Source organism: Treponema denticola, assembly GCF_024181405.1.
Classification (GTDB): Bacteria; Spirochaetota; Spirochaetia; order Treponematales; family Treponemataceae; genus Treponema_B; species Treponema_B denticola_D.
This window is the reverse complement of the sequence record NZ_CP051302.1, coordinates 1-16478: the sequence shown is the minus strand read 5'-3', so window position 1 is coordinate 16478 and position 16478 is coordinate 1. Positions and strand designations below refer to the sequence as shown.

The window sequence follows — 16478 nt, the reverse complement described above, 5'->3', positions numbered from 1 at the left end:
CAAAAACAGTAAGAAAATTTTAAACGCGGGAAAAAGTAATGAGAATCAAAAAAAACATTATTTTAGTATTAGTATTATTATTGAATACATCGTGTTTGCACTTCAATGCAAATAAAAGAAGTCAGGCTTTTCAAGGACCTTATGATCTAAAAGCTTATAATGACGAAAAACGTATAGGATTTAATCATGTCTATAAAGAATTAGTACAAGACAACCTTATAGATAAAAGTCTTTCCGACAATATAAATTTAAAAGGACAGATTACTGTTTACATTCCTAAAAAAGAAGGGAAATATCCTCTCATCTTAATCACTCATGGCTGGAATAATTCAAAATATGCCTTTTTATCTATAGGCCGTTACCTTGCCTCAAACGGTTATGCAGTTGCAGTTTTTACATCTAAAAAACAAGCACTTCCTAAAGATTGGCTTCCTGCTTTTTCTTCAGCCTACGAACTGATAAAAGAAAAAACAGAAGATCCGGAACACAGCCTATATGGACTAATCGATACGGAAAATATAGGCTTATTGGCTCATTCAATGGGAGGAGCAGCCTCACTGTATTACGCCAATTTTATGCCGCAAGTTAAAGCTGTTGCAGCAATTCATGCTTATAACGGGTCTTCCTATCTTATAGAAACTGTAGGAAGCGCCAATGAAGACCTAGGCGATACATTTTTGCAAATTAAGGGCGCCGTTCTGTTTTTAACCTCTGAAGCCGATATAACGGCCTACCCTGAAAAAACATACCGCTTTTTTAAAAATCTAAACAAAGAAAATCCTGCCTGCTTTTTATCATTTAAAGATGTAAAACATAATGGAGCCCTGGATATTTATAAAGCACCTTTTGTAGGGGGATATGACGAAAAAATATTCAAACGTTATACAGAATTAACGGTATCTTGGTTTGACACTTTCTTAAAAGGGAAAAAAGAAAAAATAGGATTATTTAAGAAGGAAGATATTCTTTTTAAGAACATTAAGGACTTTCTTTATACCGAAACACATAGAGAGCACGAAGCCTATCCAAGCTATGATTCGCGTAATTTAAAATAAAAAAGCTGCCTTTATCGGCAGCTTTTTGCTTTAACAGTTATAAATTCAATCAATCACGAGGGGCATATTCATAAGACTCATCATCATCATCCTTAACTTCCGTATCATAGGGCATAATAATAGCCGCTATTATGTAAACAATGATTCCTGAACCCACAACTAAGGCAAATATAATCCACAGGAGTCTTATCAAAACAGGGTCAACACCAAGATACTCGGCAAGGCCCGCACAAACTCCTAAAATTTTTTTATCCCTTGATGATTTGCATAATCTCTTTTTCATCTTTTCCTCGTAAACATGTAAATTTATTTAACTTCAGCCTTGGCACTTACGGTTCTGTTTCTCTCTTCCCAAGGAGAAGAAACCCTGTTTGTATCGGATACAACAAAGAAACAGGCGGTTATCTTATTAAACCAATCGGAATTGGAATCATCCTTGCGCAGAATATAGCGGCATTCCTTTCCATCCTTTGAAAAAGCTCTGCATCCGTTTACAGGCTTTCCCGATGCATCTATCATAGAACCGGAATCTTTATAGTATTTTTCTCCCGGCACATCAAACCAAAAATATCCGTTTTTTACGCGTTCATCATTTACCGAAAAGAAAATTTCTATCGAATCGGAATCCTTTGAAACCGATTTGATTACAGGAACCGAAAGAGCGGCTATCTCATTCTTTGACGAAGATTGAGGAACTATCATTTTGATATTTGCCGGAGCCGTTTCAGCAGAAGTAAGGTTTCCTTCTTCAGCCTTGGCTTCACCTGTTTTATCTTGAGCTTTCTTTTCAAAACCGGTAATATCCAGAACCTGCTCATACTTATTGCCGTTCCTATCTGTAAGAGTGAATTTCCACTTTCCGAGAGCAACGGAACCTGATCCTTCCCCGCATTGAAGGCGTTTTACGGATGCAATCTTAGCCTTGTCATCAATTTCGGTTATCTTTTCAAGCTGAGAAGAATTTAATATCCACATATCGACAGGGGATTCAACTAAAAGTTTTTGGACATAATTTGTATTAAAAGATCCTTCATAATTGATAAAAAAGCTTATAAACATCTCGCCATTGCCTTTAAGCGTTCCATTCCATATTGAAGGATCCAATCTTTCTATCATCCATGTAACCGAATTAACGGATATCTGTCCGGGCCCTGATGGAGCATCAGAAGCCTGCTTCGGAGTCGATTTACAGCCTAAAACAAGAGCCGTGCATAAAATTGCGATAAATATTTTCGAGTAGAGTTTTTGCATTTTCAATTCCTCCTCTTTCTATTATACACCTATAATTGCAAAAAGACAACAGCAATGAGGATAATTTTAACTATTTATGTTTAAGGACCTTTGCTCTTCACTGATAAATTGATGGGTATAAAGCTCATAATAATGGCCTTTTTGCTTCATCAGCTCATCATGATTACCGCATTCAATCATTTTTCCGCCTTCAACAACAATTATCTTATCTGCATTTCTTATTGTCGATAATCTATGAGCCACAACAAAGGAGGTGCGTCCCGACAATACGGTCGTAATGGCACTCTGAATTTTTTGTTCGGTTTCGGTATCTATCGAAGAAGTCGCTTCATCCAAAACAAAAAGACGCGGGTTTCTTACCAAGGTGCGGGCAAAAGAAACAAGCTGCTTTTGTCCTGTGGAAAGAAGGCTTCCGCCTTCTCCGACTTCCGTATCATAACCCTTTTCCATTTTAACTATAAAATCATGGGCATCTACCAACTTTGCAGCTTCGATAATTTCTTCATCGCTTGCATCCAATTTTCCGTACCTGATATTTTCTGCAATCGTTCCCGAAAAAAGATGTGGAGACTGAAGCACATAGCCCAGGTTTTCGTGAATCCAGCTTTCGGGCATATCCGTATAGTCTATACCGTCTACAAGGATGCGCCCGCTTTTGGGCTCATAAAACCTGCAAAAAAGATTGACAATGGTAGATTTTCCGGCTCCCGTAGCCCCGACCAAGGCTATAGTCTGTCCCGCTTCAACATCGAGGCTAAAACCGCTTAATACAGGTTCTCCCTCCTTGTACCAAAAGGAAACATCGTCAAATTTTACATTACCCTTAATAGGCGGCCGTTTTTCATCTGTGGGACAAATGGCTGTACCGTATTTTTTTATAACCTCATCCTTGTCCTTAATTTCAGACTCCTCTTCAAGAAGCCCGAAGATTCGCTCGGCTGCTGCCTGAGCCGAAATAAATTCGGCAAAGAGGTCGGCGGCTTCAGCTAAAGGAGCATTAAACTGAGTAACATAAGAAAAAAAGGCAACCAGCAAGCCCATCGTAATAGCCCCCGAAACAACCGAAATTCCTCCATACACAATCATAAGGGCGGTGCCGACAGCGCCGATTAATTGAACGGTCGGCATAAGAACAGACGAAATTAAGATACCCATGATAGATGCCTTTTTCATCTCCTCGGTTTTGGACAAGAATTCTTTTGCGTTAAGTTCTTCACGAACCAAGGTCTTGGTAGTCTTAGCACCCTGAATATCCTCATTGTAGGAGGCTGTCAATTGAGAATTTATTTTGCGCACCCGTCTTTGTGCTTTTAAGATTTTACCCCGCAGATAAATACTAAAAAACACAATTACGGGAAGGGTCAGTAAGCCTATGAGAGCAAGCCGAGGGCTGTCTCCAAGCATAGCAATTATTACAGCCATCATCATACAAAAACCCCAAAATAGGTCGGTTGCACCCCATGCGACAATGCCGGATAATTTATTTATATCGGAGGACATTCTTGACATAAGCCAGCCGACAGCATTTTTATCGTAAAAAGAAAGAGAAAGTGACTGCAATTTTGTAAAACACTTTGTTCTCAAGCGGTGGCACATTTTTATTTCCAAATGGCCTACAAATTTTATAAAGAAAAAAGTAGAGGCTGCAGAAATCAGCAAGAACACTACCGTAAAAATGATTGAAGCATTAAAATTGCTTAAATCCCGCCCCTTTACAAAGGTGTCTAGAACATATTTGGTCATCTTAGGCTGGACAACATCCAATGCTCCTGTCAGACCGCCCAAAAGAATGCCCGGAACCAGCAGCTCCTTAAAATAACCGAATTCTTTTAGAACCTTCTTCCATATCCCGCTTTTAAATTTCTCGTTACCTTTATCTATATCAAAATCTTCCATAATTTTATTTCCTTAAATTACGCTCTAGCTTGTACAGCACTTTGAATATCGTAAATTCTCTTATATAAACCTTCTTGAGCTATGAGCTCCTCATGGGTTCCCTCTTGGCTTATCTTTCCGTTTTCTAAAACGATTATATTATCCGCATCGCAAATAGTCGAAATTCTATGCGAAATTATAATCATAGTTTTGTTCCCCTTTTCTTCCTTTAATGCGGAACGGATGCTGATATCCGTTTGAGTATCCACCGCCGAAAGGGAATCATCAAAAATAATAACGGGAGAATCTTTTATTAAGGTTCTGGCAATTGCAAGCCTTTGTTTTTGCCCTCCCGACAAAGATACTCCACGCTCTCCGACCAATGTTTCATAGCCTTTTTCAAACTTATTTATTTCATCATCTAAAAAAGCGACCTTTGAGAAGTGACGGGCCGAAGAATCCGAAATACCGGGCACAGCCAATTTGATGTTTTCCATAATTGTTCTGCCGTATAAAAAAGGCTCCTGCAAAATAAGCCCCACCTGCGACCTTATCCAGCCCTTGTCTATCGTGTTTAATTCTTTTCCGTCTATTTTGATGGAACCGGAATCATATTCATAAAGACGGGCAAGTAAATGTACAAGGGAGCTTTTTCCCGAACCTGTAGGCCCTAAGATTGCAAGGGTCTGTCCGCTTTTAATACTAAAAGAAACATTGTCGAGTATCTTTTGATTTTGAGTTTCGGGATAAGAAAACGAAACGGAATCAAAAACTATGTTTCCGGTAATTTCGGGCTTTTCGTTTGTCGGAAAAATATCTTCAGGCGTTTCATTTAAAATAGCCTCAATACGGTTTGCCGAAACAAACGATTTACCGATATTGCTTATGATACGGCCTAAGCGTCGGACAGGCCAGATTAACATTCCCGTATAAGAAATAAAGGCGACCAAATCGCCTGCCGTTATCTCATTGCGGTAGGCCAGAAGGCTTCCGTAAAGGATTATCCCAAAAACTTGTGCAATCGAAAGAGAATCGGCAAAGGCCCAAAAGGCGGCAAAGCTGTTGTTGATCTTTAAATTCTGGTTGCGGTATCTTTCGCTCCGTTTAATAAATTTTTCTATTTCGTATTGATGGCGGGTAAAAGCCTTTACGACTCTTATGCCGGTTAAATTTTCCTGTATCGCAGTAGTCATTGAGGCTTCATATTCTGTTGCCTTTTTAAATTGACTCTGAATTCTTTTAAAAAATATAACCGACGAAAAAAATGTTAAAGGCATAATGCAAAAAGAGATAAGCATCAGGCTTATGTTTAATTGAGCCATCAGGTAAATAGTATAAATTATTAAAAACACGGCACTTATAGTGTCCATTATCTGAGAATACAGGGCCAAGCGGATGGTTTCAACATCAGAAGTACATCGCTGAATCAAATTTCCGGTTTCTGCCTTTGAATGATAAGAATAAGGAAGAAGCTGAATATGATTGTACAACCTGTTTCTAAGGGTCTTTATTGAGCGCTCGGTTGCAATACTGGCTATATTTATTCTGCCGAATGTAAAGAGGCCCCTTATAAGTGAAAAAGCAACTACCAAGGAGGCCATCACAATAAGACCGCTTGTTCCGGTTAAGTGATTTTTAAACAAGGCAACAAGCCGAGATATTAAACCTTTCGGCAAGGCAGCTCCGCCTATTACCGAGTCTATTGTGATTCGTATTAACTGGGGCTGCATGGCAACAATCACTTGCGAAAAAAGCGTAAAAATAAGGGCAAGCAGATAAAGCCGGCTTTGCCCTCTTGCATACGATAAAAGTCTTTTTAAATTTTGCATAGTTTGATACCCTAATTCCTAAACTCTTATTTTAGCACAAAAAAAATATTTATGCTATATAAATTCAAAACCAATTTTAATTAAGTCTTATAAAAACCATCTAAAATCAAAACTCTATTATTGATAATATATTCACTTTGTTATATAATCCGAATTCCAAATATTATAGGGGGAGTTCATATATGAATAAAAATGCAGTAAAAAAATCCAAAAAAAGGTTTTCAATACGCAATAAACTTGTTATTATTTTCGGTGTTCTAATTCTTGCAGCAGGTACAATTTTATCTTCAACAGCCATTATAATTGCAGAAAAAGCAGTTACGGAAAAGGTTGCTGACCAGCTGTCCGAAAAGGCTCAGGATACAGCCGCTCTTATAGACGAACGGATTAATAGTTTTTTTGTGTTCTTAGAAAGCCTTGCCAAAATGCCTATGTTAAAAGATGACTCTCTGTCTTATGCTCAAAAACTGGAAATACTTTCATCCGATATGTCGGATAATAAATATATAAATGTTTTCGGACTATGTACAGCTGATGGAATTGTTCTTGACTCTTTTGGAAGAAGTGCAAAAGTTTTAGACCGTAAATGGTATCAAAATACGATTAAGGGAAAAAAGTTCATTTCGGAGCCGGAAATTTCAAGGGGAACAAAAACTTTAGCCATGACCTTTGCCGTTCCCATATTCGATAAAAACAAATCGGTAACGGCAATCTTATTGGCGGATGTAGACGGATTTTGGCTTTCGGATATTATTGACGACATTAAGATAGGACAGACAGGTTACTGCTACATTGTAGGGCCCACAGGAAATATCATAGCATCACATGACAGAAAATATGTTACAGAAGAATGGAACTCGGTTAAAGAAGCCGAAAAAAATAAACTATTTCAAGATATAGCCGATATCGAAAAAAAATCCCTTACTCAAGATAAACCGGGTTTTGCAAAATACCGATGGACTGATGGTATGATGGTAGCAGGTTATGCCAAGATGCAGGGAACCGGCTGGGGAGTTATAACCAATGCCCCAATCGGAGAATTTATGGGGAAGGTAACAGCATTAAAACGGACGATGAATGTACTCCTAATATGCGTATTACTTGCTACTCTTGCTATTATATTTTTTATCTCCATAGGTTTGGTAAGGCCTGTAGCTGCGGTTGTTAAAGCTTTAAAAGAGATAGCTCAAGGAGACGGAGACCTTACAGTTAAGCTCCCTGTTACGGGAAACGATGAAGTAACAGACTTGTCGGAATATTTTAACCAAACAATATCGAAAATAGGGACATCATTAAAATCCGTAGGAGGCAGCTCCTTAATCATGCAAAACATAGGAGATGAACTTGCAAGTAACATGGAGGAAACTGCAAGTGCAATTCATCAAATCAGTGCAAACATTACAAGCGTAAAACAGCAGACAATTACTCAAGCTGCAAGCGTTAATGAAACGACAGCCACGGTTGAAGAAATCATACGTACAATAAGACAGCTGAATTCAAACATCGAAAATCAGGCAGCCAGCGTTGCAGAATCATCTTCGGCAATTGAAGAAATGGTTGCCAACATAGCATCCATAACTCAAACATTGGAAAAAACCGATGATGTCATAAAAACCCTTGCTTCAGCAACGGAAGACGGAAGAGAAACAATACAAAGAGCGAATACGGTAACAAAAAAAGTTGCAGAAGAATCGGGAAGTCTTATGGAAGCCTCAGGCGTTATTCAGCATATTGCAAGCCAAACAAATCTTTTAGCCATGAATGCGGCTATTGAAGCAGCTCATGCCGGAGAATCGGGAAAGGGATTTGCCGTAGTTGCAGACGAAATAAGGAAGCTGGCAGAAGAATCCAGTATGCAGGGTAAGAACATCACTTCAACACTTAAAATTTTAAGCGGAGAAATTGAAATGCTGGCCGATTCTGCAAAAACAGCCGAAGAGAAATTTAATACGATATTCGAAATATCGACTCAGGTAAAAAACATGAGCACCCGCTTAACGGAAGCAATGAAGGAACAGGAGAACGGAAGCCGTGAAGTCCTCCTCGCGATTCAAGAAATAAATAGGATTACAACAGAGGTAACAACCGGCTCGGAAGAAATGCTTGAAGGCGGTCAAAATGTTACAAAAGAAGTTGAAAGACTTGACGGGCTTACCCGTGTTATAACGGACAGCATGAATGAAATGGCTGTCGGAGCCGTAGAAATAAATAATGCAGTACAGGAAGTAAATGAAATTACCCAAAGAAATAAGCAAAGTATAGAAGTATTGGCAAATGAAGTTCGAAAATTTAAGGTTTAGGAAATTTAGCCCAAAAAACCTTATTGACATTTTTTTGATTTGATGATATATTCTTGTCCTGTTATTCCCTGGTTGTGTAATGGTAGCACCGCAGATTCTGGTTCTGCTTGTGGGGGTTCGAATCCTCCCTGGGGAATTTTTATATATCATCTTTGGTCCCTTCGTCTATCGGTTAGGACATGAGATTCTCAATCTTAAAAGACGGGTTCGATTCCCGTAGGGACCGATTTTCCCGTCTGTAAAAAAATATAGCAATAAGTAATCGAACACCCTATAGACTTTTTCAAAATTTACGATAATATATAGAGATATGGAAAGAAGTCTATCAACATTTGATCAATTAGTAAAGTCATTATCCACAGAAGAAACACAAAGCTTACTGGAAAGCATTCAGAACAGCATAGAAGAATTCAAAAGTGAGGCTCAACCGGAAGAAAAAGACAGCCTTTCAGAAAAGATAATAGAACACCAGCATGCAGGCATATCAAGTGAGCCTTTCTTGATCCGTTTATGGCTTTCCATACGGTCATTCTTCCGTTCAATACCTTTAAAAGTAATATATAATGAAGAACTCTTAAAAAGAATGGCAAAAAGCCTTAAAAGATCGGCCGGAGCTTATATCAATATAAATCAGAATATCTATACAGGCGTATTTTACACGGAATTAAAAAATTTACGAAAAACCCAATTATTTTTTACATCTCTTCTTTCTGCATATGATTCGGGAAAGGGCTCTTTCTATATGCTGGTAAGCTCCTTTGTTGCTCCTGCAACCTATGAAAAACTTATGAAAGAAACAAATCCTTTTTCAATTAAGATAGGCTCGGAAGTTTCCTCAAACATAAGGACAGGTTTTTTAAGAAAAATCGATTCGGTTTTTTCCAACTTAACCGACGACGAAAAAAGTGAAATGTACCTATGCGCTCAAGCCATAGAGTGGATGAAGTCCTTTTGCTCTCTGGCATTGGATAGAACCCTGCTAAGGTTTAATGTAATCTCGGATTCAAATGCTACCTGCCAAGCCCTTACGATACAGCCCGAAATGGAAGTCCTTTCTTCAATACTTTATTCCAAAAAAAATATACCTCATAATCTTCTGCAAGCCTTATTTTTAATGCATGCGCAAGAGACAATAATAGATGATGACAACAGAATGGTAAAAGAAGCGGATGAATTTATAAAAGATGCTATTGAAGCCCTCGGTGCAATAAGAATCTTTTTAAAACAAGTCCCCCTTCTCGATATTACCCGCTACATCAAAAAAGACATCAATTGGATGCCGTATAAACTGACAGGCGGCGAAGATTGGTTTATTTACTTTAAGCAGGCTTGGTATGAGCGCTTTAACCAAAAATGGTCAACTTGGTCATATGAACAAAAAAGGTTTAATATTAAGGTTCAAATGATTAATCTCTTAAAGGTAGGAGATTTGGAATCCATGAAATTTTGCCCATGGCGGAATTTATGGGTTGAATGCAAGTTCAAAAAAGAACTACCTTTTTTATTCCTAAAAACATTTTTTTATTCCTTTTACAGCGAAAAACTATCGGGAACCCTAAAAACAATCCTGGTAGAAGGCAATTTTTATCGGCATGAAAATTTAAACGAGTATACCACCTCATACAATGTACTCGAACACCGCAAAGGCGAATTTGAAAAGTTTGAAAACCGTTTATCACCCACAGGCGACATCGGTTCAACCTTTGCAAAAATACGCGCAGAAAAGACCGCAACTCTAAAAAATAAAAATCAAATTGAGGGCTTGATGCACACGATAGAGGCCGAAGCAAAGCAGCTTATAACTTCGAGTATTGAAGCTCTAAAATCGGTTGAAATGATTTTAACGGGAATTCTTGGAGGCGGAAAAACAAGTGCATATGCAACCATTACAAACTGGGCAATTATATCCGGAGTTAATAATGGTATTTTCCGCGAGGAAGTCGCCGCCGCAAAAGAACAAATACACACAGGCATAAACCTCCTCTCCTTGGCGGAAAAACTTGAGGCCGAAGCTCAATAAGCTTTATACAAACTTAAAGTATGTAAACATTACACTCAAGGATCCTATAAAAGCGCCCAATAAAAAGCGTATAAGAATTAAGATTATTAAGCATACGATTATCTGTTTTCTCAAGCTCATAAATTTTCCGCCGGATAGTCTGTGAACTCTCACAAAAACGGGAGACAAAAATCTGTCTAGCATATCGGCAAAATTACCTTGGCGGTAGTTTTCGGAAAAGTCAAGCACCAACCTGATTATCAATATGATAATAAAGAAATTGAGTAAAAAAGAAAAAAACGACCAAACTATACCTACAAGGGTTAATGCAAGTCTTAATAGCGAAAATGTTCTTGTCTCTGCAATCTGAAAAAGTAAACTAGAAAAAAGGGATAAAATCCCGATTGCCAAAATAGGCGAAAAATCTACCATTCCGATTTGAGTAAATTTAAATCTTCTAAACCAACTCAAGTAAGGCTCACAAATCTCATAAAGAAAACCGCCTCGTGAATTGGAGCCGAACCACGAAAGAAAAATATAAATAATACAAAGATAAGAATAAATCTTTACTGCAAAACCCAATGTACTAAAAAGTGAAGATATCATATAAACCTCTCTACCTATAGTTTAATTTAATCATTTTTTTTATTCAAGCCAAATTTGTTCAACCCCGAACTGCATATTTAATTCTTCAATAAATTCCGGAGTTGAAGGAATTCGAATTTGAGGAGAAGCCTTAATTATATAAGCCTTATCCTCATCCTTTACATGAATATAGACCTCGCAGTTCCCTGACCGTTCATACAAAAAATCTTTTAAGCCGGTCAATTCTTTTGCCGACGTTATATTTTCATCAAGCTCAATATGAACTTCGCTTAAAGCTTTTTGCTGTAATTTATCTATTTCCAAAACTTCATCTACCAAAAAGGAATGAGACTCCCCGTCACTGTTATCGATAGAGCCGGCAAAGCCGCAGACGGTTTCAGGTAAAAGAACCGCTCTATGTTTTTCCCAAGTCTTTGGGAAGAAAACCAAATCCAATGTTCCGTTTAAGTCTTCAAAGGTTCCGAAACCCATCATCGCACCTTTTTTTGTTTGATGCTGTCTGACTCCTGTAAGCATACCGACAAGAACATATCTCTTCTTTGAGGTAGCGCGTGCAAGATGCGAAATATCCAAGGTAGCGGAATTATCTATAATCTTTCGGTATTCATCCAGAGGGTGTCCTGAAATATAAAAGCCCATCAGCTCTTTTTCAAGCCTCAGTTTTTCTTTTTTGGGGAACTCTTCGATTTTTTCAAAAACAAAGTCCGAAAACTCTTTTATACCGGAGCCTTCAAAAAGACTCCCCTGCCCCGTACTTTCGTTTTCTTTTTTTTGGGAAGCATAAGCAACCGCCCCGTCCAAGTTTACCATCAGGGTAGAACGTTCCTGTCCCAAGCCGTCAAAACAGCCGGTCTTAATCATAACTTCAAGGTTCCGCTTATTTTGGGTATGCAAATCGTTCCTTTCCAAAAAGTCGATAAACGACTTATATCTGCCGTTCTTTTCGCGTTCTTCTACAAGTTCGTGGGCAGCCTGCATTCCGACACCCTTGATTCCCAAAAGGCCGAAAATAATATTTCCATCGGAGGAAACGCTAAAATACGGGTCGGACAAATTTACATGAGGGGGAAGAATCTTAAGGCCCATCTTTTCGGCTTCGGCAATGTATTCGGGAAGTTTGTCGGTAGAGGTAATTTCGTTGGTAAGGTTAGCCGCCATAAATTCTGCCGGAAAATGAGCTTTTAGGTAGGCGGTTTGAAAAGCTAAAACCGAATAGGCGGCTGCATGACTCTTGTTAAATCCATAGCCCGCAAAGGGGATAAGAATCTCAAAGATTCTATCGGCGTCTTCCCTGCTGAATCCCTTTTCTTGTGCTCCCTTAATAAATTTTTCTTTTTCGGTTTTCATAACCTCGATTTTTTTCTTTCCCATAGCACGGCGGAGTATATCGGCTTGGCCTAAAGAGTAGCCCGCTATTCTTTGGGCAACCTGCATAACCTGTTCCTGATAAACGATAACTCCATAGGTTTCGGAAAGAATATCTTCAAGACAAGGGTCGGGATATTTGATTTTAGAATTATCGAATTTTGACTCGATAAACTGGTTGATATAATCCATAGGCCCCGGACGGTACAAGGCGTTTAGAGCAATCAGATCTTCCATTTTGGAGGGCTTTGCACGCTTTAAAATATTTTGCATTCCCTGACTTTCAAACTGGAAAACTGCAGCCGCCAATCCTTCACTCAACATCTTAAAGGTAGCCACATCCGAATAATCAATATCGCCTATAGAAAATTTTTTCCATTCCCCTCCCCTCTTATGGATTAGGTCTTCGGTATGTTTTATAAGGGTTAAGGTTTTTAGTCCTAAAAAGTCCATCTTTACAAGACCGCAGTTTTCAATTAAGTCCATTGTAAATTGAGTTGCGACCTTTCCGGTTTTTGAATCCTTGTAAAGCGGAACATAGTCGGTTAAGGCTGTCTTACCTATAACGATACCAGCAGCATGAAGACTGGAATTACGGTTTCGGCCTTCAAGAGCTATGCTTATTTCAAAAAGCTCTTTGTATTGCGGGTCTTCGGCCATTTCTTTTAATTCTGGAACTACATCAACAGCGTATTTTAAGGTAACTTCTTTTATGCCGTCCGTTAAGGGTTTTGGGGGTATGAGTTTCGTAATGGCGTTTACATCGGCAAGCGGAATATTTAAAACCCGTCCCACATCTTTTACGACAGCCTTAGGCTTTAAGGTTCCGAAGGTGATGATTTGACCGACATTTTCGTCCCCGTATTTTTGACGCACATACTCTATTACCTCCTGCCGCCTTTCGAAGCAAAAGTCTACGTCGAAGTCGGGCATCGAAACCCGTTCAGGATTTAAAAAACGCTCAAATAGGAGGTTGTACTTTAGAGGGTCAATGTCGGTAATCCGCAAAGAGTATGCAAGGATTGAACCGGCTCCTGAACCGCGCCCCGGGCCTACGGGAACTCCGTTATTTTTTGCCCAGTTTATAAAATCCCAAACAATTAAAAAATAGCCGACAAAGTCCATCTTTATAACTATATCGAGCTCATAGTTAAGTCTATTTTTTATTTCATCGGTAATGACGGGATAACGTTTTTTTAAGCCTTCCTCAGCCAGATGCCTGATATAGTCTTCCTTTGAGCTAAAATCTTCAGGGATTTTGTATATCGGAAGAATGGGACCGGGTTGAGGTATTTCCAAATTGCACATTTCAGCAATACGGACAGTGTTTAAAATTGCTTCGGGATATTCGGGGAAGAGCGTAGCCATTTCCTCTCCCGACTTAAAATAAAATTCGCTTCCCTCAAACTGCATACGGTTGGTATCGGTTCTAAGTTTTTTCATTCCGATACACATTAAAATATCTTGCGCTACATAATCTTTTTGTTCTACATAATGAATATCGTTGGTCAAAACCAAAGGAACGCCGACCTTGCGGGCCATCTCGATTAAAAGTTTGGAAGCCTTTTTTTCTTCTTTTAGTCCATGGTCTTGAAGCTCGATAAAATAATTTTCGGCACCGAAAATTTCACGGTATTTTCGGACATGGGCTTCGGCCTTTTCTTTTTCGCCGTTTAATAAAAGAACAGGAAGCTCTCCTGCAAGACAGGCCGACAAGCATATAAGCCCTTCCGCATACTGTGCTAAAAGTTCATCATCTATACGCGGCTTATAATACATACCCTCAGTATATCCCTTAGAGCAAAGTACCATTAAATTGCGGTATCCTGTTTCATTCTTTGCCAAGAGGATAAGGTGATAGTATTTTTTCCCTCCCGGAGTTTCTTTTTTTTCAAACCGGCTTTCGGGAGCAACATAGAATTCGCAGCCGATTATAGGTTTTATATTTTTTTCTTTACAGGCATTATAAAAATTTATAGCCCCGAACATATTGCCGTGATCGGTCAATGCAAGGGCTGTCTGCCCCAGCTTTTCGGCCTTTGCCGCAAGAGCTTTGACCGAAGCGGCTCCGTCTAAAAGAGAAAAATCGGAATGAACATGAAGATGAACAAAATCGACAGCCATAAGGCTTTAAGACTACCACAAAAGGCCCTTTTTTTCAAGACTTGTATAAAGAAAAACACCCAAGCTATCAATTCGGAAGAAAACTGAAAGAAAAACCGGAAGATTTAAAACCTCTTGAAACTTCTTGATTCTTTAAAAATCAAGAAGAAATTTGACAGTGGAAAAAATATCTTAAAAATGGTATTCTATTGGGGAGTATTAAATATGGGTATAGATAAATTTATTTACTTAGGCGTTCTTGTAATATTCGGAGTTTTTTTTATTGGTAAGATGTTTAATCCGCCTTCAGGTCCTCACTATAAGTTGGAAGCAATTTCTTTTGCCGATAAAAAACTGCTGAAGGCAACAGACCTTGGTAAGCATATTTTCATATCAAAGGCAAAAAGTAAATTGATACTGCCTTGGGAGTTTGATTTATGGACACAAGCCGATTTGTTTGAAAATGGCTTTGTCTTAAAAAGATATAAAAAAGAAAAAGTTATATTTTTTTATGAATTAACAGCCATTGAACCTATGTTAATTAATTCTCTTTTTACAAAAGGTAAATACTTCGGATATAAGCTAAATAGTAAAGATGTCAGCACGACTATTTTAAAAAGTTCGAATTTATGTGATTTAGATATCTTTATCGGTAAACTTTGCTCATTATTCCAACAATAGATACCTATTTATTCGTATTTTCCTTTATCGTGTTTCTAAGTTCATGGATAATTTTTTCAAGACTTGGGTCGGCAGCAATTTGCTCTTCAATCTTGTTACAACCGTGCAAGATAGTCGTGTGGTCCCTGCCTCCGAAGTCGTTACCCAACTCGGTGGTAGAACACTCGGTCATTTCCCTGCAAAGGAACATGGCAATTTGGCGCGGAAACGAAAAGCTCTTGGTTCTTTTTTTACTTTTAATATCCGAAATCGAAATACTAAAATAATCGGCAACGGTTTTTTGAATGAGGTCTATGGTAACATTCCGTTGGCGGGTTGAACCGAAAATATCTCTTAAAAGATTTTTTGCCGTAGCCTCGTCCATTGTTTTTTTTGTAAGCTCCGTATAGGCGATAAGTTTTGTTAAGGCCGCTTCCAAGTCACGCACATTTGAAGAAACATTTTTTGCAACCATATCAATAAATTCATTCGGAATTTTTGTGCTGTGTTTTTCCATTTTCTTTAAAAGAATTGCATAGCGTATTTCATAGGCTGGAGTCTGTAAGTCTACATTTAAGCCGCGTTCAAACCTGGATTTTAAACGCTGTGAAAGATTTTTAAGCTCAGCGGGCGGGCGGTCGCATGTAAACACAATCTGCTTATTTTTTTCGTAGAGCTCATTAAAAGTATGAAAAAGCTCTTCTTGAGTTTCTACCTTTCCTTGAAAAAAGTGGATATCGTCTATGAGAAGGACATCAGCCTTTCGGTACTTACTTTTAAAAGCAGGCATCATCTTTTTTTGGACACATTCTACAAATTCGTTTGTAAAATTTTCTGCCGTAACATAAATAACTTTAAGCTTTGTCGTATCCCATATTTTATTTCCTATAGCCTGCATAAGATGGGTTTTTCCCAAGCCTACCCCTCCGTAAATCAAAAACGGATTATAAGCGCTTCCCGGATTTGTAGAAACGGCTATAGCGGCATTTACTCCAAAGTTATTATTCGGGCCTACGACAAAGTCCTCAAAATTATACTCAGGTCTTAAATCGGGATGCTGTCCCCTTCCTCCCTCAGTTTTTACGGATTTTTTCTTGGATTCCGCAGATGACGGCTTTGCGGCATCTTCTTTTTTATCGTTTCCTCCCTCATTTTCTGCTTTAGAAAGGTCTTCGGAAGTATTCGGTTTGATGATAAAATCTATAGATATTTTTTTTCCTGACAGCTCAAACAATTTTTTTTCGATACCGTTCTTATAATTATGAATCATCTGATCTCTAAAAAATTTCGACGGAACACTAAGATATACGGTATTTTCCGTAGATTTTTCATATTTGGACGGTAAAAACCACATAGAAAATATAGAAAAGGCTAATTCTTCCTTAAACTGCTTAACAGCTTCATCCCAAAAAATTTTATAATCCCATTCACTCAT

11 protein-coding genes and 2 tRNA genes are annotated in these 16478 nt (G+C 38.4%); 6 read left to right on the top strand and 7 right to left on the bottom strand.

Features of this window, described 5'->3' with window-relative positions; genetic code table 11:
• Positions 1-38: 38 nt before the first annotated feature.
• Entirely contained in the window at positions 39-1055 is a 1017-nt protein-coding gene (locus tag HGJ18_RS00065) for an alpha/beta hydrolase family protein (RefSeq protein ID WP_253697008.1), read from the top strand.
• 49 nt (positions 1056-1104) lie between these two features.
• On the opposite strand, the gene HGJ18_RS00060 is transcribed toward HGJ18_RS00065, so the two are convergent.
• The 4 genes from HGJ18_RS00060 to HGJ18_RS00045 all read right to left on the bottom strand — a co-directional run bounded on the left by HGJ18_RS00060 (position 1105) and on the right by HGJ18_RS00045 (position 6010).
• The gene (locus HGJ18_RS00060) at positions 1105-1338 is read right to left on the bottom strand and encodes a PspC domain-containing protein (RefSeq protein WP_253697007.1); all 234 of its coding nucleotides are present in this window, start codon (positions 1336-1338) and stop codon (positions 1105-1107) included.
• 23 nt (positions 1339-1361) lie between these two features.
• Complete coding sequence (locus tag HGJ18_RS00055; RefSeq protein ID WP_253697006.1) at positions 1362-2306, bottom strand: hypothetical protein; 945 nt, start codon at positions 2304-2306, stop codon at positions 1362-1364.
• A gap of 66 nt (positions 2307-2372) precedes the next feature.
• Positions 2373-4202: an ABC transporter ATP-binding protein gene (locus tag HGJ18_RS00050; protein WP_253697005.1), complete on the bottom strand. Its 1830-nt coding sequence runs from the start codon at positions 4200-4202 to the stop codon at positions 2373-2375.
• A gap of 17 nt (positions 4203-4219) precedes the next feature.
• Entirely contained in the window at positions 4220-6010 is a 1791-nt protein-coding gene (locus HGJ18_RS00045) for an ABC transporter ATP-binding protein (RefSeq protein WP_253697004.1), read from the bottom strand.
• A 182-nt stretch (positions 6011-6192) separates the two neighbouring features.
• On the opposite strand from HGJ18_RS00045, the gene HGJ18_RS00040 reads away from it, so the two are divergent.
• The 4 genes from HGJ18_RS00040 to HGJ18_RS00025 all read left to right on the top strand — a co-directional run bounded on the left by HGJ18_RS00040 (position 6193) and on the right by HGJ18_RS00025 (position 10330).
• Positions 6193-8310, top strand: coding sequence for a methyl-accepting chemotaxis protein (locus HGJ18_RS00040; protein ID WP_253697003.1), 2118 nt, complete (start codon positions 6193-6195; stop codon positions 8308-8310).
• 65 nt (positions 8311-8375) lie between these two features.
• A tRNA-Gln gene (locus tag HGJ18_RS00035) sits at positions 8376-8446 on the top strand.
• A gap of 18 nt (positions 8447-8464) precedes the next feature.
• A tRNA-Glu gene (locus HGJ18_RS00030) sits at positions 8465-8536 on the top strand.
• Between the two features lie 84 nt (positions 8537-8620).
• Positions 8621-10330 carry a DUF5312 domain-containing protein gene (locus tag HGJ18_RS00025; protein ID WP_253697002.1) on the top strand — a complete coding sequence of 570 codons (1710 nt, stop codon included), beginning with the start codon at positions 8621-8623 and terminating at the stop codon, positions 10328-10330.
• Between the two features lie 3 nt (positions 10331-10333).
• On the opposite strand, the gene HGJ18_RS00020 is transcribed toward HGJ18_RS00025, so the two are convergent.
• Both HGJ18_RS00020 and dnaE read right to left on the bottom strand, forming a co-directional pair.
• The gene (locus HGJ18_RS00020; protein ID WP_253697001.1) at positions 10334-10915 is read right to left on the bottom strand and encodes a YggT family protein; all 582 of its coding nucleotides are present in this window, start codon (positions 10913-10915) and stop codon (positions 10334-10336) included.
• 39 nt (positions 10916-10954) lie between these two features.
• Positions 10955-14404, bottom strand: coding sequence for a DNA polymerase III subunit alpha (gene dnaE, locus HGJ18_RS00015; protein ID WP_253697000.1), 3450 nt, complete (start codon positions 14402-14404; stop codon positions 10955-10957).
• 204 nt (positions 14405-14608) lie between these two features.
• Between dnaE and HGJ18_RS00010 the strand changes: the two genes are divergently transcribed.
• Positions 14609-15064, top strand: a complete 456-nt coding sequence (locus HGJ18_RS00010) for a hypothetical protein (protein WP_253696999.1) — start codon at positions 14609-14611, stop codon at positions 15062-15064.
• Positions 15065-15068: 4 nt separating this feature from the next.
• Here HGJ18_RS00010 and dnaA read toward each other — a convergent pair whose 3' ends face one another.
• Positions 15069-16478: a chromosomal replication initiator protein DnaA gene (gene dnaA / locus HGJ18_RS00005; protein ID WP_253696998.1), complete on the bottom strand. Its 1410-nt coding sequence runs from the start codon at positions 16476-16478 to the stop codon at positions 15069-15071.

Coding starts and splice junctions, on each gene's coding strand:
- HGJ18_RS00065 (WP_253697008.1), top strand. CDS start 39: ATGAGAATCAAAAAAAACATTATTTTAGTATTAGTATTATTATTGAAT.
- HGJ18_RS00060 (WP_253697007.1), bottom strand. CDS start 1,338: ATGAAAAAGAGATTATGCAAATCATCAAGGGATAAAAAAATTTTAGGA.
- HGJ18_RS00055 (WP_253697006.1), bottom strand. CDS start 2,306: ATGCAAAAACTCTACTCGAAAATATTTATCGCAATTTTATGCACGGCT.
- HGJ18_RS00050 (WP_253697005.1), bottom strand. CDS start 4,202: ATGGAAGATTTTGATATAGATAAAGGTAACGAGAAATTTAAAAGCGGG.
- HGJ18_RS00045 (WP_253697004.1), bottom strand. CDS start 6,010: ATGCAAAATTTAAAAAGACTTTTATCGTATGCAAGAGGGCAAAGCCGG.
- HGJ18_RS00040 (WP_253697003.1), top strand. CDS start 6,193: ATGAATAAAAATGCAGTAAAAAAATCCAAAAAAAGGTTTTCAATACGC.
- HGJ18_RS00025 (WP_253697002.1), top strand. CDS start 8,621: ATGGAAAGAAGTCTATCAACATTTGATCAATTAGTAAAGTCATTATCC.
- HGJ18_RS00020 (WP_253697001.1), bottom strand. CDS start 10,915: ATGATATCTTCACTTTTTAGTACATTGGGTTTTGCAGTAAAGATTTAT.
- dnaE (WP_253697000.1), bottom strand. CDS start 14,404: ATGGCTGTCGATTTTGTTCATCTTCATGTTCATTCCGATTTTTCTCTT.
- HGJ18_RS00010 (WP_253696999.1), top strand. CDS start 14,609: ATGGGTATAGATAAATTTATTTACTTAGGCGTTCTTGTAATATTCGGA.
- dnaA (WP_253696998.1), bottom strand. CDS start 16,478: ATGAGTGAATGGGATTATAAAATTTTTTGGGATGAAGCTGTTAAGCAG.